This window comes from Nonomuraea soli (genome assembly GCF_013761175.1).
Lineage (GTDB): Bacteria > Actinomycetota > Actinomycetes > Streptosporangiales > Streptosporangiaceae > Nonomuraea > Nonomuraea soli.
The window spans coordinates 167033-184727 of the sequence record NZ_JACDUR010000007.1; the positions used below are offsets into that span (position 1 = coordinate 167033).

Genomic DNA, 17695 nt, shown 5'->3' on the forward strand with positions numbered 1-17695 from the left:
CCATCACCAGCCCGGCCAGCATGACGCCGACCAGCACGAAGCGGATCGCCGGATGGTCAGGGTGCAGGTAGTTGGTGGCCGCCCAGGCCGCTTCGCGATCGCAGGATCTCAGCCGGCACGGCTCACCCCTCACATGACGGTCACATCGGCACAGCAGAGCCCAGCCGGTAGACCGCCGCGGGTCGCTGGAGGGCGGTGATGTCCTGGCCGGGATCGCCGTCGAAGGCGACCAGGTCGGCGTCGAAGCCGGGCGCGATCCTGCCCTTGCGGTGGCCCACCCGGCAGACCCGGGCGGCCCGCGCGGTGATCGCGCGCAGCACCTCCAGCTCGGACCAGCCGAAGTCGGTGAGCATCTTGGCGCCGTGCGGCAGCACGCCGTGCGGTTTGGGCGGCCCGATGCCCGCGTCCGTGCCGATCACGAAGTCCACGCCGTGCTCGCGGAAGGCGGCGATGACGCGCATGATGCCGGGCAGCCGCTTGACGATGCCGGGCGGCGGCGGGCCGCCGACGGGCAGCATGCCGGCGGTGACCGAGACGACCGAACCCGCCGCCACCAGGCGGGCGAGCAGCTCGTGGTCGGGTTCCGCCGACTCCTCCGTCATGAACGAGCAGTGCTCGATCGTGTCGAACCCCGCCTCGATCGCCTGAGCGATGCCCTCGGCGCCGTGGGCGTGCCCGGCGATCGGCAGGCCGTGCGCGTGCGCCTCGTCGGCGGCGGCCTTCGCCTCGGCCAGGGTGAACTGCGGCAGGTGCGAGTGGGTGCCCTCGGTCATCTCGCCGCCGGTGAGCATCATCTTGACCACGTGCGCGCCGCGTCCGGCGCGTTCCCGTACGGCTTCGCGCACGCCTTCCTCGCCGCTCACCTCGCCGCCGAGGAACCAGCAGTGTCCCTTGACGGTGGTGATCGGGGGACCGGCCGCCAGCACCTCGGGCCCGCCGTCGAGCCGCAGCGCCAGGAAGCTCCGGTCGCCGAGATCGCGCACGGTGGTCACGCCGGCGGCCAGGTGCCTGGCGGCCGATCGGCGCATCAGCTCCAGCACCTGGGCGTCGTCGAGCTCCGCCAGGGTGGCGACGGGGTCGGGTCCGGCGTCGAAGGCCAGGTGGACATGGCAGTCGATGAGCCCGGGCAGCAGCGTCGCGTCGCCCAGGTCGACCTCGGCCGCGTGGCCGGGAGCGACCTGGACGACACGTCCGTCGTGGACGGTGACCACCTGGTCGTCCAGGAAGTCATGGCCGTCGAACAGGCGGCGGGCACGAATGGTGAGCATAGGGCCAGCGTGCGCCTGTCGTGGTCGGGGCGCTTGAGTATGGACTACTCAATCGCCAGGCGGTCGAACAGCTCGATGGCCGCCTGCCGTACCTCCTGTGGTGCCAGGCCGTCGAGCGTCTGCCTGGCCTGCTCGGTGTCGCGGGTGGTGGCGCAGGTGATGGCCACCGAGTGCGCCGCCACCCGGTCCAGCGAGCCCGCGGGGGCTCCATCGGCCAGCCGCTGAGCCTCCTCGGCCAGGTCGAGGTTGTTTCTCACGTGTGCTCCTCTCGGGGGTCCTCATTGCATCACCTGAGCACCTGGAGAATCCACCGCTCCAGCGTGGCCGCCGCCCTGCCGTCGTCGATCGCGGCCGCCGCCCTGGTGAGGGCGAGGCCGAGCCGCGCGGTCAGCTCGCGTGGTTCCGGCGCACCCTCGGCGGCCACCAGCGCGGCGGCCGCGTTGAGGAGCACGATGTCCCGCACGGGGCCCGGCTTGCCGTCGAGGAGCTCGCGGGCGATCCTGGCGTTCTGTACGGCGTCGCCGCCCCTGAGCTGGCCGGGCGTGGCGCGCCTGATGCCCAGGTCGGCCGGGTCGAGCCGGGTGTCGGTGACGGCGCCGTGCCGTACCAGCCAGATCTGCGACGGCGCGCACGTGGTCAGCTCGTCGAGGCCGTCGTCGCCGCGGAAGACGATCGAGGAGCATCCGCGCCCGGCCAGCACCTCGGCCACGGTCGGGGCAAGGCTCCGGCTGGCGACGCCGACGGCCTGGGCCGTGGGCCTGGCCGGGTTGGTCAGCGGGGCGAGAAAGTTGAATACGGTCGGCACGCCCAGATCGCGGCGGGCCTTCGAGGCGTGCTTGAGCGCGGGGTGGTAGCGCGGTGCGAACAGGAAGCTGATCTCCGCGTCGGGCCTGGGCACGGCCTCGATGTCGATGCCCAGCTCTTCGAGCAGGTCGGCGGCGCCGCACAACGAGGAGGCCGAGCGGCCGCCGTGCTTGGCCACCCTGACCCCGCAGGCGGCCACGACGATCGCGGCCATGGTCGAGACGTTGACCGTGTGGGCCTGGTCGCCGCCGCTGCCGACGATGTCGACCACGTCGCCGTCGAGGTGGAGCGGGGTGCTGTGGGCCAGCAGCGCGTCGGCCAGCCCGGCCAGCTCTTCCGGGCTCTCGCCCTTGGCCCTGAGCGCGACGGCGAGGCCGGCGATCTGGGCGTCGGTGGCCCGGCCGGCGACGATCTCGTTCATCGCCCAGGCGGCCTGCTCCCTGGTGAGCGGGGATCGGGCGAGCAGGTGGGTCAGGAGGGTCGGCCAGGTCATCGTGGTGCCTTTCCGTCGTCAGCGGCGAAGGCGCCCAGAAAACGACGATGGCCGCCTCACCGGGCGGCCATGGTGATGAACCGCCTCAGGGGGCGTGCCACCAGAAGGTGCGGTTCACGATCATGCCCGTGACCTTAGCACCTCGCGGTAGGCGGCGATCCGCTCGTCCCGGCTGGTGAGACAGCAGCTCGCGCAGAGGCCGCCGTGCTCGGCCGTGTAGAAGAGGCAGCAGGATTCGCGCAGGTAGAACAGGCCTTCCCGGTCGCCCTCGCGCAGGCGCACGAGCTCGCCGAGCGTTGCGTACTCCGGCGGGCAGGCGGCGATGAACGTCTTGTGGGCCCGCTCCCGCTGCCCGGCGTCGGCCGCGCGGGCGGCGGCGAAGGCGGCGGCGCATCCGTGGGTGATGCCGCCGCGCAGCTGGTGCAGGCTCGCCTTGGTGGCCAGGTGCATGGCGGCGGCCAGCGGCTCCAGGTGGCCGTGGACGATCTGCTCGACCAGGTCGTCGACCCCGCCGCTCTCGACCTCTTCGCGGCGCACCGCCACGCCGTCGAAGCCGTGTTCCTCGCCGGGCAGGACCAGGACGTTGCCGGGGCGCAGGTCCGGCCACTGTCCGTGAAGAGCCCATGACAGGAGGGCAGCGGCAGTGACAGTTCCGGCATATACCGCCATAACCGTCAGCGCGGTGGCGTGCGCTGAGACCTGGCCGCTGGCTACCCTTTCGGCGTCGAGTACGGCTGCCAGTTCGGGGGAACGATGATCGAGCAGTCGGTCGGCGGCAATCCACCCCTCGCCGGGTTCGGGGACGACCTGGAGCCGGTAGCGCTCGCCGTACGAGGCCAGCGTCCGATAGATGTCCATGTTGATACCCCCGGGAGGTTCCTGTGTGCCGACGAACCTTAGCATCGCTCGTGCTCGTCGCCGCACTCGCCGCCTGCGGCTCAGAGGAGGCGGCGCCCCAGGCCGATCCGCCCGTGCACCTCACGATCGCCGTGTCGGCGGGCTTTCCCAAGAACAGCGAGCTGATCTTCGACTCGCTGGTGATGGCCAAGGGCGACGACGTGCTCCCGCTGCTGGCCACGGCCGTCGCGGCCGAGAGCAACAACCGGATTTTCAGCCTGCCGCTGCGCAAGGGGGTGACCTGGCACGACGGCAAGCCGCTCACCGCCGACGACGTGGCGGCCAGCCTGCGGCGGGCGGGGGTGCAGCAGATCCAGAGCGTCGTGCCCAACGGCGACAGCGTCACCGTCAACCTGAAGGCCCCCGACCCCGAGTTCCCCCGGCGTGTCCTGGCCCGCACGCCGATCATGCGGCCGGGCGACGCCAAGACCGGCACCGGACCGTACAAGCTGACCGCCCCCGACACCCTCACCGCCAACGCCTCCTACTTCGGCGGCAAGCCCCAGGTCGCCACCATCAAGGCGACGGTCATCCCGCAGGCCGCCGCCCAGCTCGCGGCGCTGCGCGGCGGCAAGGTGCACCTGATCGCCGGCGCGCTGCCCGCCCGGTACGTCGAGGAGCTCAGGAAGCAGGACCAGATCGGCGTCGCGCAGGGCACCGAGTTCGGCGCCACGACCCTGACGTTCAACACCGCGCGACCGCCCTTCGACCGGCCCGAGGTGCGCCGCGCCGTCGCCCGGGGCGTCGACGTCGAGGAGCTGGTCAACACCGCGCTCTACGGCCAGGGCACCCCGGGCAGCCCGGGCTTCGTGCACATCGAGTCGCCCCTGCAGGGCATGCCGCAGCCGCTGCTGTTCGACCCCGAGCAGGGCAGGCGCGAGCTCGACTCGCTGGGCGCCAAGGCCGGCCCGGGAGGCGTGCGGGTGCTGGAGGGCAAGGCCATGCGCTACCGGCTGATCATCGACTCCGGGTCGTCGGAGCGGCTGCGCGCCGCCGAGCTCATCCGCGACAAGCTCCACGACATCGGCATCGCCGTCGAGGTCAAGCCCGTCGCCGACGTGCGCAAGATCAGCGCCTACGACATGGCGTTGCGGGAGTGGCCCGCCCCCGTCCAGCTCAGCGGCGCGGGCCTGTCGTGGATGCTGAACACCGCGGGCTTCGAGAGCCCGGCGCTGCGGACCCTGACCACCTCGCCCGTCCTGCAGACGCGCATCGACGCGGCTGGAACGCTACAGAACCAGATCGCCCAGCAGGTGCCGTTCCTGACGCTCTACTACCCGTACGGCTCCTACGCCTTCCGCAAGGACGTCTACGACGGCTGGCGCTGGCAGAACGGCGCGACCCTGCTGAACCGCCTGTCCTTCGTGGAGTACGAGCTGGACTAGTAGGCGCAGCGGAAGCCCATGTGGCCGGTCGCGGAGTCGGGGGTGTTCGCCGTGCGGGCCGCCACCCGGTAGCGGTTGCAGTACGAGTCGTGGCACATGTACGAGCCGCCCCTGATGACCTTGTGCGCGTCGTCCCAGGAGTCGCTCGTCCACTCCCAGACGTTGCCGGAGACGTTGTAGAGGCCGTAGCCGTTGGGCTGGTACGACTTGACTGGCACCGTGCCCCTGCTCGGGGCGGTGGGGAAGGGGCCCTGCCAGATGTTGCAGCGCTCGCGCCCGTTCGGCGCGAGCTCGTCGCCCCAGGGGTACCTCTTGCGCTCCAGCCCGCCCCTGGCGGCGTACTCCCACTCGGCCTCGGTCGGCAGCCGCTTGCCCGCCCATGCCGCGTAGGCCCCGGCGTCGTGCCACGACACGTGCACCACCGGATGGTTCTGCCGGTCGGCCACGCTCGACCCGGGGCCCTCCGGCGCACGCCACGTCGCGCCCTCGACGCCCACCCACCACGGCGCCTGTGGCACGCTCGCCTCCATGATCCCGTGCCTGGCGAACTGCCTGAAGACGAACGACCAGCCGATGCGCTCGGACTCGGTGACGTAGCCGGTGGCCTTCACGAAGGCCGCGAACTTGGCGTTGCTCACGCACACCGGATCGATGAGGAAGGGCTCGACCTCGACCGCCCTGACCGGACCCTCGCCGTCTTCCGGCCTGGCCAGCTCGTCGTCGTTGCCCATGTGGAACGTGCCGCCGGGGACGCGGACCATGCCGCGCGGCTCGGGGCCGCGCCTGACCGCCGGCGGGACGGACGGCACGGCTGAGGGTTCGCGGCCGGGGCCGCAACACGCGTGCTGGGTGTGCGCTGACACGCGCACACCCTACTGGCCCACCTCGAACCAGACGGTCGTGCCCTCGGGGTCCAGCCGCACACCCCAGTCGACGGCCAGCTGCTCGACGAGCATCAGTCCGCGCCCTCCGAGGCTCTCGGGCCGGGGATAACGCCTGACGGGCAGGCCGTGGCCGGGATCGTGCACCTCGACGCGGATCGTGCCGTCCATCGCCGACAACGCCACGGTGACGCGGCCGTGCGAGCCGTGCTTGACGGCGTTGGTCACCAGCTCGCTCACCATCAGCTCGACGTCCTGGGCGGTGGCGACCGACTCGGTCTGGTCGGAAAGTGCCCGGCGGGCCCACCGTCGAGCGGCAGGAACTGACGAGGGCTCGCCGGGAAAGGAGCGCAGGTCGGCGTGGACGACGGTAAGCATCTGATCTCCTCGTAGGGACCCGCAGCACCGTGCCGGCGAGGCTGCCCTGGGCCGCACCGGCACGGTTGCTCCCGCTAAGCACCTTCGGTGACGAGGCGTACCGGTGTCTATCCGTATCGAGGTCCGTAGGGCTACGTGATTTCCCTTCACGTACGGGGTGATACGTCGTTATGGTCGGAATCCTTATGAACGGGGACTACGAACTGGCAGCCGTGCTCGGCAGGGGCGGACAGGGTGCGGCCTATCTCGGCAGGGCGGCCGACGGCGCGTACGTGCAGGGGACGTCCCTGGAGGAACTGGTCCTCCAGGCCGGTCCGCTGGACGCGAACACCCTGCACCGGCTGGCCCTCGCGACGGCCGGCGCACTGGCCGAGCTGCACCGCGCCGGGGTCGTCCACGGTGACCTGCGGCCCGCCAACGTCCTGGTCGCCACCGGCGGTCCGCGAGTGGCGGGCTACGAGGTCCGCACCGACCTGCCGCCCGGGTGGTACGGCACGCCCGACTACCTGGCGCCCGAGCAGGTCGCCGGGTACGCGCCGGGGTACGCCTCCGACCTGTTCTCCTGGGCCGCCACGATGACCTGGGCCGCCACCGGACGGCATCCCTTCGGGGGAGCCGACGCGCAGGAGATGGCCTACCGCGTGGGGAACCTGCCCGCCGACCTGTCACAGGTGCCGTTCGGCGTGCGGGTGGTGCTGGACCGGTGCCTGGCCAAGCAGCCGCAGCACCGCCCGACGGCGCAGGACGCCTCGGGCATGCTCGCGGGCGGCCAGCCGGGGTTCGTGCCGCATCAGGGCGGGCCCTCACCGACGTTGCGCATGCCGGTCGCCGAGACGCAGGCCGCACCGCGCAAGAGCTCGGCCGGGCTCGTCGTGGCGCTCGTGCTGGGACTGCTCGTCCTGGTCGGCGGGGGCGCCTTCGCCACGGTCACCCTGACGGGCGACAAGGATCCGGCGCCGCTCACCCACGTGCCCGTGACCGCCGAACCCTCGACGGCCGCCGCCGAACCGACCTCATCGGGGAAACCGGAGAGCCCGGAGATCTCGGTGGCCGGCACGTGGACCGGCACCTACATGTGCAACCAGGGCAAGACCGCGCTCGAACTCACGATCACCGACGCGGGATCCGGCGAGCTGGAGGCCACCTTCGCCTTCAAGGCCGACCCCAGCAACCCCGACGTGCCCTCGGGCTCCTTCGCCATGCGCGGCCGCCTGACCGGGCCCGTCCTGGAGCTGACCGGCGACCGCTGGATCGACCAGCCGGGCGAGTACCTCATGGTCGACCTGAAAGCCGCCATCGAGGGCGACAAGCCCACCGCGATCAGGGGAGTCGTCGACTCCGACGGGTGCAGCACCTTCGAGGTGCGCCGCCGATGAGGGATCCCGCCGCCGACCGGCGGGTGCCGTTCTTCCGCTGGGCGTGCGTCGTGGCGGCGGGCGCGATCCTGCTCAACCTGATCCCCGGGCCCGCCGCCGTCGCCACGCGGCAGCCCGATCCGCTGCTGACGGCGGTCGCGCGGTCGGCCGTACGGCTGCAGCCGTACGGGAGGTTCTTCCACCTGCGCACGGTCTCCACCCAGACCTTCGACATGGGCGGCTACCGCCTGGTACGCGCCTTCCGCGTGGACCGCGTCCACGACCTGCAGAACGGCAAGTACGCCGAGCAGGCCTTCCCCGCGCGGCTGCGGCCCGCCACGGTCGCCGACGCGACCGCATGGGACCGGGCGGGCAGGCCCCTGCCCGCCGAGGTCGTCAAGGTCAGGCGGCTGCGTGATCCGGCCACCAGGCGCTGGCGGCACCACGAGGGCTGGTTCATCGGCTGGACCGGGCTCGACTCCTCGCAACTGCGCGAGCTCGACCCGAACGACGAGGCGCTGCGCGGGTGGGTCGACGAGGCCGCGCTCGACCTGGTGCGCGCGCCCATCTCGCCCGCGCTGCGATCCCGCGTCTACGGCGTGCTGGCCGTCACACCCGGCGTGCGCGCGGAGCGGGCGGCGTTCGACGGGCGGTGGGCGCTGCGGGTGAGCGTGGGCGGCCAGAGCTTCTGGCTGGATCCGCGCACCGGCGCCTACCTGGGGACGGACTCGCTGCGGGTCGAGGTGATGGAGTTCACGGACGTGGCCCCGGAGTTCGTCGACCCGGCGACGCTGGTGTGACCGCTCAGGCGCGGGCGGCCTGCGGCAGGGGGAAGAGCGTGAGGAAACGCGCCACCACGCCCGTGGGGTCGTCGGACGGGCGGGGACCGTCGTCCCACAACGCGGCCGCGAGGGTGTCGGGATCGGTCTCGAGCACGGCGTCGGCCTCGGGGCTCTCGTCGCGGGCGACGGCGAGCCCGCCGTCGTCGACGCGGACGCGGAAGCGGTGCTCGCCCAGGTGGAGGGCGATCGTCGCGGTGTAGCCGCGGGCGGCCTCGGGGTCGAACAGCGCCTTCAGCGAGAGCACGAGCGAGTCGGCGCCGATGGGCGCGTCCCGCCGCAGCGCGGGGGAGCGGCTGCTCCAGCGGCCGAGCTGGATGACGATGGGTTCGAGCTCGCGCCCCCATGCGGTCAGCTCGTAGACCCAGGAGGCGGCCGGGGGCGCCAGCCTGCGCCGCCGTACGACCCCCGAGTCGCCGAGCTCGCGCAGCCGCTGGGTCAGCATGTCGGCGCTGGCTCCGCGCAGCCCGGCACGCAGGTCGGTGAACCGTTTGGGGCCGAGCAGAAGCTCGCGCACGATCAGCAGCGCCCACCGCTCGCCCAGCAGGTCGAGCCCGTGGGCCACCGCGCACCCGTCGTCGTACTTCCTCCGGCCGGTCATGGCTGCATCCTACTTGATGGTTGTTTTTTCCAACTATCTAGTTCTACTATCCAACCATGCCACAGTTACTGATCGAGGCGCCCGCCGGCATCGGCGAGGGCGCCAAGCAGCAGATGATGAAGCGGATCACCGAAGCGGTCGACGCCGCCTTCAGCCAGCCCGACGTGCGGATCTGGCTGCGTGAGTACCAGCCGGGCAACGTCGCCCAGGACGGCAGGATCGGCGCGGAGCCCGTGCGTCCGCTGTGCTTCCTGGAGGTGCCCGAACTGTCCGACCTCGACGCCAAGCGGGAGATGGTGGGGGTCATCCACGCCGCGATCGCCGAGGCCTACGAGGGGCTGGCCAACACCGACGAGACGCTCATCCTGATGAACCACTACCCGCTGGAGAACGCCGGATGGGCAGGGCGGCTCATGGCGGAATAAGTGGACACATCGTCCGGTTTCCGCTGGTGTCGTGATCGATACGTCATCGGAAGGACGTGAGTCGTGGACATCGGCATCGTGTTCGGCAGCCTGACCCCTCCGGAGCACCTGGCGGAGGGAGCGGCACTGGCGGAACGGCTGGGCTTCGGCGAGGTGTGGTTCTCCGAGGACTGCTTCTTCACCGGCGGGCTGTCGGGGCTGACGCAGTTACTCGAGGCCACCCGGTCCGTGCCCGCGGGGCTCGGGCTGGCCAGCGTGATGACCAGGCATCCCGCCATCCTGGCCATGGAACTGGCCGGGCTCGCCAGGACCCATCCCGGGCGGGTGCGGGCCGCCGTCGGCCTGGGCAACAGCCACTGGCTGCGGCAGCTGGGCCTGCTACCGCCGCGCCCGCTCACCGCGGTCGTCGAGACCTTCGACGTGCTGCGCGAGCTCCTCGACGGGCGCGGCGTCGACCGGCACACCGGCACCCACGAGTTCAACGGCGTCAGGCTCGACTTCCCGCCGGAGCAGCCGCCTCAGCTGTGGATCGGCGCGGTCAACGAGCGCGCCCTGCGCGCCGCGGGGGCCAGGGCCGACGGCATCCTGCTGTCGGTCCTGGCCGGACCGTCGTACACGGCCTGGGCGAGGAAGACCGCCGGGTTCGGTCCCGCGGGGGCGGATCGCACCGGCACGGCCGCCGGCGGCCGGGGCGGGCGGATCACCGCCTTCGTGCTCGCCTCCATCGCCGACGACGGCCGGCAGGCCAGGGAGGCCGTGCGCGACGCGGGCGGCTTCTTCCTCAAGGCGGAGGCGCACACGGCCCTCGTCGGCCGGTCGCGGCACGGCGCCGAGATCCGGCGGCGCGTCGCTGCCTTGACCGCCGGTGAGCCGCTCGCCGTCGAGGACGAGTGGATCGACGAGTTCGCCGCCGCGGGAACGCCCGGCGAGGTCGGGCAGCGGCTCCAGGCACTGCTCGACGCGGGCGCGGACTCGCTCGGGCTGTGGCTGTTCCCGCCCGGCCGCCTGGCCGAGCAGCTCCATCGCGCCTCGGCGTTCCTCACTTCCTGAGCAGGGGCAGGCACAGCCCGGCGAGCACGAGTGCCACCCCGGCGAGGCGCAGCGGTGAGGGGAGCGCCGCCTGCCGTACGCAGTCGATCACCACGGCCGACAGCACCTGGCCGGCGATCACCAGGACGGCGGCGCTCATCGCTCCGAGCCGGGGGAAGACGTAGCTGTTGACCGCCACGAACAGCGCGCCGAACACGCCGCCGGCGTAGGCGGCGACGGGAACCCGCGTGACGTCGGGCCAGACCCGCATGACCAGCAGCACCACGCTCAGGAAGGCCAGCCCGACGACGTGGTTCCAGACCGAGGCGGCGAAGGCGCCCCTGCGGGTGCTGAGCCGGCCGTTGATCGTACGGCTCACGCCGATGAGCAGGCCGTTGCTCAGGGCCAGGACGACGAAGAACAGCATGGGTCACGCCCCGCCGAGCACGATCAGCACCGCGCCTGACAACACGCAGCCGGCGACGGCGAGGTCGGTGCCGGTGATCGGGCGTCTGGGGGTGTCGAGGAGGCCGAGATGGTCGGAGACGGCGCCGAAGATCACCTGGCCGGTCAGCATCAGCGCGATGGTGCCGGACAGGGCCAGCTCGCTGTTGACCGCGATGGCCGAGAGGACCACGACCAGCGCTCCCGGGATGCCGCCCAGGTAGTACCAGAGCGGTGTCCTGCCCTCGGGTGTGGCAGTACGCGGGGTGACGAGGAGGAGCAGCAGCGCGACGACGGCGCCGATGCCGTGCGCGGCCCAGGAGGCGAACACCGCGCCGGTGTGCTGGGCGAGCACGGCGTTGGTCAGGGTCATGAGCGTGAGCAGCACGCCCGCCGCCATCGCGAGCAGCCCTGTCGTCAGGCGCATGGCATCCTCTCATCGCAGCAGGGGCAGCAACTGCTCTCCCTGACGCTTGATCTCCGGCAGGTAGGGCGTGTCGGAGAGCACGAAGTGGGTGATGCCGAGCGCTTGGTACTTGCGCAGTGACCGCGCCACGTCGTCCGCGGAGCCGACCAGCCACGTGGTGCCCGCACCGCCCCCGCCGACCTTACCCGGCGTCGTGTAGAGGTTGTCGTCGAGCACCTCTCCCCGGGCGGCGAGGTCGAGCAGCCGTTGCTGGCCGACGGCGGGCCGCCTGAGCGGGTCGCGTGCGATGCCGCCCTTGGCCATCTCCTGGACCTTGGCCTCGGCGTCGGCCCAGGCCTGCTCGGTGGTGTCGCGCACCAGCGTGGTGATCCGCAGCCCGAACTCCAGCGGCGCGTGCTCGCGCCCGAGCTTCTCGGAGAGGTTGCGCAGCCGGTCGATGCGCTCGGCGACGCCGTCCAGGGGCTCGCCCCAGAAGAGCTGGACGTCGGCCTCGGTGGCCGAGACTCGCTCGGCGGCCTCCGAGGCGCCGCCGAAGTAGAGCCTGGGGTGGCCGTTGCCCAGGCGCGGTACCACGGTGGAACCGGTGACGCCGAAGTGCTCGCCCTCGTAGGTGACGTTCTCCTCGGTCCACAACCTGCGGACGAGCCGCAGGAACTCCTTGGTGCGCGCGTAGCGGTCGGCCTGGCCGCCCTCGCTGTCGCCGTACGCGGCCAGGTCGTCCTTGCCCGACACGATGTTGACCAGCACGCGCCCGCCGGTGAGGTGGTGCAGGGTGGCGGCGGCCGAGGCGAAGTTGGCGGGGTGCCAGTAGCCCGGCCTGACGGCGATGAGCGGGCGGAAGGTCGTGGTCCGCGCGGCCAGCGCGGTGGCGACCGTGAACGTGTCGGGGCGTCCCCATCCGGTGCCGATGAGCGCCCCGCCCCAGCCGTGCTCTTCCAGCGCCCTGGCGTGGGTGGTGAGGGTGTCGAGCGAGTTGTGGTCGTTGACGACGTCGTCGCCCCGGTGACCGGGCTGGGCTTGGTTCGGGATGTACCAGAGGAACTCAAGGCTCATGCCATAAAACCTACTCTTCATGTAGGTAATGTGTAAATCTACTGGATTTAGATCCTTAGCAGAGCTAATATTCCGGGCATGGTGGCAGAGGAGTTGCCCGGCCTGCTGGCCGGCATCCATCGCCTGGTGCGCAGGCGCCTGGTGCGCAGGCGCCTGCGGCGCGACCTGCCCGGACCCCGGCTGCGCGGCGCCGAGGTCGAGCTGCTGCGCCTGGTCGCCGCCCGGCCCGGCATCGGGGTCTCGGCCGCGGCCAAGGAGCTCTACCTGGCGGGCAACTCGGTGTCGACCCTCGTCAACAAGCTCACCGCCGCCGGGCTCCTGCACCGCGAGACCAGCGACGCCGACCGGCGCTCGGCCAGGCTGCTGATCACGCCGCAGGCCGAGGCTCGGCTCGGCGACTGGGAGCTGCGGCGCGCCGCCCTGGTCAGAGACCACATCGTCCGGCTCGGCGACGACGACAGGGCGGCGCTCGCAGCCGCGCTCCCCGCCCTGCAGCGACTCGCCGACGGCCTGCGCGAGGAGATGGAGGGGACGTGACGGACGCGCTCGGTCTGACAGGACTGCGCTACCGCTTCGGCAAGGTCGAAGCGGTGGCGGGAGTCGACCTGACGGTGGCGGAAGGAGAGATCTTCGGCCTGCTCGGACCCAACGGAGCGGGCAAGACCACCGCCATCAGGTGCATCACCACGTTGTTACCCGTGCCCTCCGGCATGGTCAGGGTCTTCGGGCACGACGCCTCCCGCGAACGCATGGCGGTGCGCAGGCTCCTGGGATACGTGCCGCAACAGCTGTCCGCCGACGGCAACCTCACCGGGCGCGAGAACGTGGCGATGTTCGCCAGGGTCTTCGACGTGCCACGCCGCGAGCGCGCCGCCCGCGTCGAGCAGGCGCTCACCGCCGTCGGCCTGGCCGAGGCCTCGGGCCGCATGGCCGCCACCTACTCCGGCGGCATGGTGCGCCGGCTCGAACTGGCCCAGGCGCTGGTCAGCGCGCCCCGGCTGCTCATACTCGACGAGCCCACCATCGGGCTCGACCCGATCGCCAGGACCGGCGTGTGGGAGCACATCAACGCCGTCCGCGCGGCCACCGGCATGACCGTGCTGGTCACCACCCACTACATGGACGAGGCCGACCAGTACTGCGACCGCATCGGCCTCATGCACCGCGGCGTCCTGCGTGCCTGCGCCACGCCGTACCGGCTGAAGGAGGACCTGCGCGCCCGGCAGGGCGGCGACGGCGTACCGACCCTGGAAGAGGTCTTCCGCGACCTGGCGGGCAGCGGCCTCGAAGGCGAGCTCGAAGGAGGATTCCGCGATGTCCGCAGCACCCGCCGCACCGCAACCCGCCTCGGCTGACCAGCTCGACCTGCTGCTCACCCCGCCGCGACCGCTCACCGGATGGCGGGTGCTGCCGGCCAGGATCGCCGCCATGTGCGTGGTCGAGCTGCAGAAGCTGCGCCACGACCGCAGCGAGCTGTACACCAGGGCCATCCAGCCCGCCCTGTGGCTGCTGATCTTCGGGATGACGTTCACCAGGATCGGGCTGATCCCCAGCGACGGCATCCCCTACCTCGACTACCTGGCCGCCGGGATCATCGCCCAGTCGGCCATGTTCATCTCGATCTTCTACGGCATCCAGATCATCTGGGAACGTGACGCGGGCGTGCTGAACAAGCTGCTCGTCACGCCCACCCCCCGCGCCGCCCTCGTCGCCGGCAAGGCGTTCGCCGCCGGCATCAAGGCGCTCATCCAGGCCCTGGTCATCGTGGTCCTCGCCGCCGTGCTCGGGGTGGGGATCAGCTGGAACCCCCTGCGCCTGCTCGGCGTCGCGGTCGCCGTCGTGCTCGGGGCGGCGTTCTTCTCGTGCCTGTCGGTGGCGATCGCCGGAATCGTGCGCAACCGTGATCGCCTGATGGGCATCGGGCAGGCGATCACCATGCCGCTCTTCTTCGCCTCCAACGCGCTGTACCCGACCAGCCTGATGCCCGGATGGCTGCAGGCGCTGAGCGCCGTCAACCCGCTCAGCTACCAGGTCGACGCGCTGCGCGGGCTGCTGCTCGGCACCCCGGCGCACCTGCCGCTCGACTTCGCCGTGCTGGCCGTGTCGGCGGTGCTCGGGATCGCCGCCGCCTCCGCGCTGCTGCCGAGGCTGGCGCGATGACGGGCGTCAGGTGGCGATATCCGGGTACGGCAGGCCGAACCGTGCCAGCCTCCGCGCGTACTCCAGCTGGAACCCCAGCGGCGGATGGTCCCGCTCGAACACGGCGATGAACAACGTCAGCGTGAGAAACGGATGCGCCCCCAGCTCGAACAGCGCCGGGTAGTCGTGCGAGGCCAGCGCCTCACGCTCGGCGTCGTCGAACTCCAGCCAGGTCGACGACTCCACCTCCGGGCAGTTGAGCAGCCGGTTGGCCTGCGTCTCCTCCCACCACCGCACGGTGGCGGCGGGGTCCTCGCGGTACCTCTCGACCAGCTCGGGATCGCGGTCCACGGTGAACAGGAACTTGTTCAGAAGGTATTTGCTCATCTCGGATACCAGGTGAAGTAGGCCTCCATGGTGTGGAACAGGTCGTACGTGTCGACGTAGTCGGCCTTCACGCCTTCCCCCGCCACGCCCATCATCAGCATGAAGTCCATGAACCCGTGGGTGGCGTTGCCCGGCAGGTGCAGGCTGTCGAGGGTGACCTCGGCCAGGCAGCCCTCCAGGTCGCCCGAGGCGATCCACTCCACGGCCTTGCGGTCGAACTCGGGGTCGGGCCCGTGCGGGCCGAACTGGCGCGGCCCGCCCAGTTCGAGCGACAGGTGGCCGGTGCCGATGACGGCGACCCGCTCGCCGGACGGCCACGACTCGACCAGTTCCCTGATCAGCCGCCCGAGCTGGACGAACCGGCGGGGGCGCGGCAGCGGCGGGGCGAAGATGTTGGTGTAGACGGGAACGATCGGCAGGTCGTTCTGCGGGCGCAGGGTGATGATCGGGCACGTGATGGAGTGGTCGATGCGCAGCTCGTTGGAGAAGGCCAGGTCGAAGCCGGCGTCGAGGCCGCCGCGCAGCAGGTGGGCCGACAGGTCCTCCTGCCCGGCCATCACCATGCGCGGCAGGCCGAACTCACGCTCCTCGTTGTACCAGTTGGCGTCGTAGCGGGGTGCCTTGCCGATGAGGAACTGAGGCATGTTGTCGAGCCACAACTGGTGGAAGTGGTCGGAGCCGACCATGACGAGCACGTCGGGCCGTGCCCTGGTCAGCGTCTCGCGGAAGGCCAGCACCTTGCGCACCCACTCGTCGGCGAACGGCGGGCGCTCCTCGCCGGTGGAGATGCTGGCGCGGTAGTAGAAGGGGTGGTGGGTGGACGCGATGACCGCGACCAGTTCAGCCATACGAGCCTCCGGGGCCTCCAGGGGGGACGGGGCGGTGGTTCAGGTCCACGGACAGGAAGATCTCGTTGGCCACGGGGCGGTGCAGCTCCTCGGCGAGCTGGCCGATCAGCCCCGCCGTACGGGCCAGCAGGGCGAAGCCGCGCAGGAGTTCGAGCGGCAGCCCCAGGTCGGCCAGGGCGGCGCCGCAGGCGCCCGCGCCGTTGAGCGGCAGCGTCTTGCCGAGCAGCCGGGGGTGCACCCGCCCGATGGCGGCGAACAGCGACAGGTGCGGACCGAACAGGCCCTCCTCGGCGGCGATCCGCATCAGGCGCGGGGTGCGCGGGTCGCCGTCCTTGTGCAGGTGGTGGCCGAGTCCGGGGATCCTGGCGCCGCCCTGGGCGCGCAGGACGTCGCGCGCCAGCGTGTCCCAGGCGGTGTCGTCGGCGGGCAGCGGATCGGGCAGGTGCCGGTGCAGGAAGCGGGCGCTGTCCTCGGTGACGCCGAGGAAGCGTGAGCCGCCGCCGAGCAGCCCGGCGGCGAGCGCGCCCTGCACGGAGTCGGGGGCGGACAGGTAGGTCAGGCGGGTGACGATCGCGGTCGGGGTGAAGCCGTGGTCGGCGAGGGCGGCCAGGACCGCCTCGAAGACGCGGGTCTCGCCGGTGGTGGGCCTGCGCTGGGCGGCCAGCCAGAAGGCCAGCTCGCCGAATCCGACCTTGCCCATGATGTCGCCGGCCAGGTCGGCGCCGAGCAGGGTGATCGTTTCCGGGGTGGAGGCGCCCAGGGCGGTGGGATAGCCGTCGGCGTGATCAGGCATGGCCGTCCTCGCGGATCTCGGGGAGCTCGCGGATCTCGGGGAGCTCGGGGGAGGCGAGCCATGCGCGCAGGTGGTCCCCGTGCTCGTCGAGCGCGGGCGGCGGGAGCGTGTAGGCGACGGGCGTCTCGGAGAAGCGGATCGGGTTGCGCGTCGTGGGCACGCCGCCCACCTCGACGATGGGATCGAGCCCGAACCTCTCCGCCATGGCGAACCCGCCGTCGATGGTCTGGATCGGCCCGCACGGCACCCCGGCCTTGACCAGCAGGTCGAACCACTCGACGGCGCCGCGCCCGGCCAGCCGCTCCTCCAGCAGCGGCCGCAGGACGGCGCGGTTGGCGGTGCGGGCCACGTTCGTGGCGAACCGCTCGTCGTCGGCGACCCCGGGGATGCCGAGCACCTCGCACAGCTTGCGGAACTGCCCGTCGTTGGCGGCCGCGACGATGATCTCGTCGTCGGCCGTCGGCAGCGGCTCGTACGGGAAGACGCTGGGATGGGCGTTGCCCATCCGGTACGGCACGACGCCGCCGGAAACGTAGGCGGAGCTGTGGTTGACCAGCCCGGTGAGCGCCGAGGACAGCAGGTTGATCTCGACGAGCTGCCCGGTTCCCGTCGCCTCGCGGTGCCGGAGCGCCGCGAGGATGCCGATGACCGCGTGGTTGCCCGCCATCACGTCGAAGACCGAGATTCCTGACCGGTACGGCGGGCCCTCGGCGTCGCCTGTGAGGCTCATCAGCCCCGACATCGCCTGCACCATGAGGTCGTATCCCGGCACGTGCCGCCCGGCTCCCGAGCCGAATCCGCTGATGGAGGTGTACACGATGGCCGGGTTGGCCGCCCGCACGCTGTCGTAGTCGAGTCCGAAGCGGGCCAGCCCGCCGGGCTTGAAGTTCTCCACCAGCACGTCGGCGCGCCCGGCCAGTTCCCTGGCGGCCCGGAGGTCGGCCTCCTCACGCAGGTCGAGCGCGATGGAGCGCTTGCCGCGGTTGACGCCCAGGTAGTAGGTCGAGGTCTGGCCGCGCACCGGAGGCATCCATCCGCGGGTGTCGTCGCCGCGCGGGCCCTCGACCTTGACGACGTCGGCGCCCAGGTCGGCCAGGAGCATCGTGGCGTACGGCCCGGCCAGGATCCGGGAGAAGTCGGCTACCAGCACACCGGACAGCGGTCCCATGTCCCTCCAGCGATCGTAGAACGGACATATGTCCGCCATGGTAACTCGTTGACACGAGCGCGTCTCCACCTCAGATTGACC

The 17695-nt window shown here is 71.7% G+C and carries 22 protein-coding genes; 8 read left to right on the forward strand and 14 right to left on the reverse strand.

The window, feature by feature from the left end; translation table 11 throughout:
* Window positions 1-140 precede the first annotated feature (140 nt).
* The 4 genes from HNR30_RS33450 to HNR30_RS33465 form a co-directional block, all read right to left on the reverse strand.
* Window positions 141-1268 carry an amidohydrolase family protein gene (locus HNR30_RS33450; RefSeq protein WP_181614111.1) on the reverse strand — a complete coding sequence of 376 codons (1128 nt, stop codon included), beginning with the start codon at window positions 1266-1268 and terminating at the stop codon, window positions 141-143.
* A gap of 44 nt (window positions 1269-1312) precedes the next feature.
* Window positions 1313-1525, reverse strand: coding sequence for a hypothetical protein (locus HNR30_RS33455; protein ID WP_181614112.1), 213 nt, complete (start codon window positions 1523-1525; stop codon window positions 1313-1315).
* A 29-nt stretch (window positions 1526-1554) separates the two neighbouring features.
* On the reverse strand, window positions 1555-2565 hold the full coding sequence (gene trpD / locus HNR30_RS33460; RefSeq protein WP_181614113.1) for an anthranilate phosphoribosyltransferase: 1011 nt from the start codon (window positions 2563-2565) through the stop codon (window positions 1555-1557).
* A gap of 120 nt (window positions 2566-2685) precedes the next feature.
* Complete coding sequence (locus tag HNR30_RS33465) at window positions 2686-3423, reverse strand: (2Fe-2S)-binding protein (protein ID WP_181614114.1); 738 nt, start codon at window positions 3421-3423, stop codon at window positions 2686-2688.
* A 50-nt stretch (window positions 3424-3473) separates the two neighbouring features.
* Between HNR30_RS33465 and HNR30_RS33470 the strand changes: the two genes are divergently transcribed.
* On the forward strand, window positions 3474-4847 hold the full coding sequence (locus HNR30_RS33470; RefSeq protein WP_181614115.1) for an ABC transporter substrate-binding protein: 1374 nt from the start codon (window positions 3474-3476) through the stop codon (window positions 4845-4847).
* Here HNR30_RS33470 and HNR30_RS33475 read toward each other — a convergent pair.
* Window positions 4844-5608, reverse strand: a complete 765-nt coding sequence (locus HNR30_RS33475) for a formylglycine-generating enzyme family protein (protein ID WP_181614597.1) — start codon at window positions 5606-5608, stop codon at window positions 4844-4846. The genes HNR30_RS33470 and HNR30_RS33475 overlap by 4 nt on opposite strands.
* 111 nt (window positions 5609-5719) lie before the next feature.
* A complete protein-coding gene (locus tag HNR30_RS33480; protein WP_181614116.1) occupies window positions 5720-6106 on the reverse strand; it encodes an ATP-binding protein in 387 nt (128 codons plus the stop codon).
* A gap of 185 nt (window positions 6107-6291) precedes the next feature.
* Here HNR30_RS33480 and HNR30_RS33485 point away from each other — a divergent pair, with 185 nt between their 5' ends.
* Entirely contained in the window at window positions 6292-7482 is a 1191-nt protein-coding gene (locus tag HNR30_RS33485; RefSeq protein ID WP_181614117.1) for a serine/threonine-protein kinase, read from the forward strand.
* Window positions 7479-8261, forward strand: coding sequence for a hypothetical protein (locus HNR30_RS33490; RefSeq protein ID WP_181614118.1), 783 nt, complete (start codon window positions 7479-7481; stop codon window positions 8259-8261). The genes HNR30_RS33485 and HNR30_RS33490 overlap by 4 nt, the downstream gene beginning before the upstream one ends.
* A gap of 4 nt (window positions 8262-8265) precedes the next feature.
* Here the strand turns inward: HNR30_RS33490 and HNR30_RS33495 are convergent, their stop codons facing one another.
* Window positions 8266-8901: a winged helix-turn-helix transcriptional regulator gene (locus HNR30_RS33495; protein ID WP_181614119.1), complete on the reverse strand. Its 636-nt coding sequence runs from the start codon at window positions 8899-8901 to the stop codon at window positions 8266-8268.
* Window positions 8902-8957: 56 nt separating this feature from the next.
* On the opposite strand from HNR30_RS33495, the gene HNR30_RS33500 reads away from it, so the two are divergent.
* Window positions 8958-9326, forward strand: a complete 369-nt coding sequence (locus tag HNR30_RS33500; RefSeq protein ID WP_181614120.1) for a tautomerase family protein — start codon at window positions 8958-8960, stop codon at window positions 9324-9326.
* Between the two features lie 63 nt (window positions 9327-9389).
* Entirely contained in the window at window positions 9390-10376 is a 987-nt protein-coding gene (locus HNR30_RS33505) for an LLM class flavin-dependent oxidoreductase (protein ID WP_181614121.1), read from the forward strand.
* Here HNR30_RS33505 and HNR30_RS33510 read toward each other — a convergent pair.
* Genes HNR30_RS33510 through HNR30_RS33520 form a run of 3 tightly spaced genes read right to left on the reverse strand, consistent with a single transcriptional unit; the run spans window position 10366 to window position 12279 of the window.
* On the reverse strand, window positions 10366-10782 hold the full coding sequence (locus HNR30_RS33510) for a DMT family transporter (RefSeq protein ID WP_181614122.1): 417 nt from the start codon (window positions 10780-10782) through the stop codon (window positions 10366-10368). The genes HNR30_RS33505 and HNR30_RS33510 overlap by 11 nt on opposite strands.
* Before the next feature lie 3 nt (window positions 10783-10785).
* Window positions 10786-11226 (reverse strand): DMT family transporter, encoded by a 441-nt coding sequence (locus HNR30_RS33515; RefSeq protein ID WP_181614123.1) that lies wholly within the window; start codon window positions 11224-11226, stop codon window positions 10786-10788.
* Between the two features lie 9 nt (window positions 11227-11235).
* Window positions 11236-12279 carry an LLM class flavin-dependent oxidoreductase gene (locus HNR30_RS33520; RefSeq protein WP_181614124.1) on the reverse strand — a complete coding sequence of 348 codons (1044 nt, stop codon included), beginning with the start codon at window positions 12277-12279 and terminating at the stop codon, window positions 11236-11238.
* Between the two features lie 78 nt (window positions 12280-12357).
* Here HNR30_RS33520 and HNR30_RS33525 point away from each other — a divergent pair, with 78 nt between their 5' ends.
* From HNR30_RS33525 to HNR30_RS33535, 3 genes are read left to right on the forward strand one after another with little or no spacing between them, the layout of a single operon-like run.
* Window positions 12358-12816, forward strand: coding sequence for a MarR family winged helix-turn-helix transcriptional regulator (locus tag HNR30_RS33525; RefSeq protein ID WP_181614125.1), 459 nt, complete (start codon window positions 12358-12360; stop codon window positions 12814-12816).
* On the forward strand, window positions 12813-13634 hold the full coding sequence (locus HNR30_RS33530; RefSeq protein WP_181614126.1) for an ABC transporter ATP-binding protein: 822 nt from the start codon (window positions 12813-12815) through the stop codon (window positions 13632-13634). The genes HNR30_RS33525 and HNR30_RS33530 overlap by 4 nt, the downstream gene beginning before the upstream one ends.
* The gene (locus HNR30_RS33535) at window positions 13594-14439 is read left to right on the forward strand and encodes an ABC transporter permease (RefSeq protein WP_181614127.1); all 846 of its coding nucleotides are present in this window, start codon (window positions 13594-13596) and stop codon (window positions 14437-14439) included. Before HNR30_RS33530 ends, HNR30_RS33535 begins: the two co-directional genes overlap by 41 nt.
* A gap of 6 nt (window positions 14440-14445) precedes the next feature.
* On the opposite strand, the gene HNR30_RS33540 is transcribed toward HNR30_RS33535, so the two are convergent.
* From HNR30_RS33540 to HNR30_RS33555, 4 genes are read right to left on the reverse strand one after another with little or no spacing between them, the layout of a single operon-like run.
* A complete protein-coding gene (locus HNR30_RS33540) occupies window positions 14446-14805 on the reverse strand; it encodes a hypothetical protein (protein ID WP_181614128.1) in 360 nt (119 codons plus the stop codon).
* Window positions 14802-15653 carry a DODA-type extradiol aromatic ring-opening family dioxygenase gene (locus HNR30_RS33545; RefSeq protein ID WP_181614129.1) on the reverse strand — a complete coding sequence of 284 codons (852 nt, stop codon included), beginning with the start codon at window positions 15651-15653 and terminating at the stop codon, window positions 14802-14804. The genes HNR30_RS33540 and HNR30_RS33545 overlap by 4 nt, the downstream gene beginning before the upstream one ends.
* Complete coding sequence (locus tag HNR30_RS33550) at window positions 15646-16446, reverse strand: citryl-CoA lyase (RefSeq protein ID WP_181614130.1); 801 nt, start codon at window positions 16444-16446, stop codon at window positions 15646-15648. Before HNR30_RS33550 ends, HNR30_RS33545 begins: the two co-directional genes overlap by 8 nt.
* The gene (locus HNR30_RS33555) at window positions 16439-17614 is read right to left on the reverse strand and encodes a CaiB/BaiF CoA transferase family protein (RefSeq protein WP_181614131.1); all 1176 of its coding nucleotides are present in this window, start codon (window positions 17612-17614) and stop codon (window positions 16439-16441) included. Before HNR30_RS33555 ends, HNR30_RS33550 begins: the two co-directional genes overlap by 8 nt.
* Window positions 17615-17695: the final 81 nt, after the last annotated feature.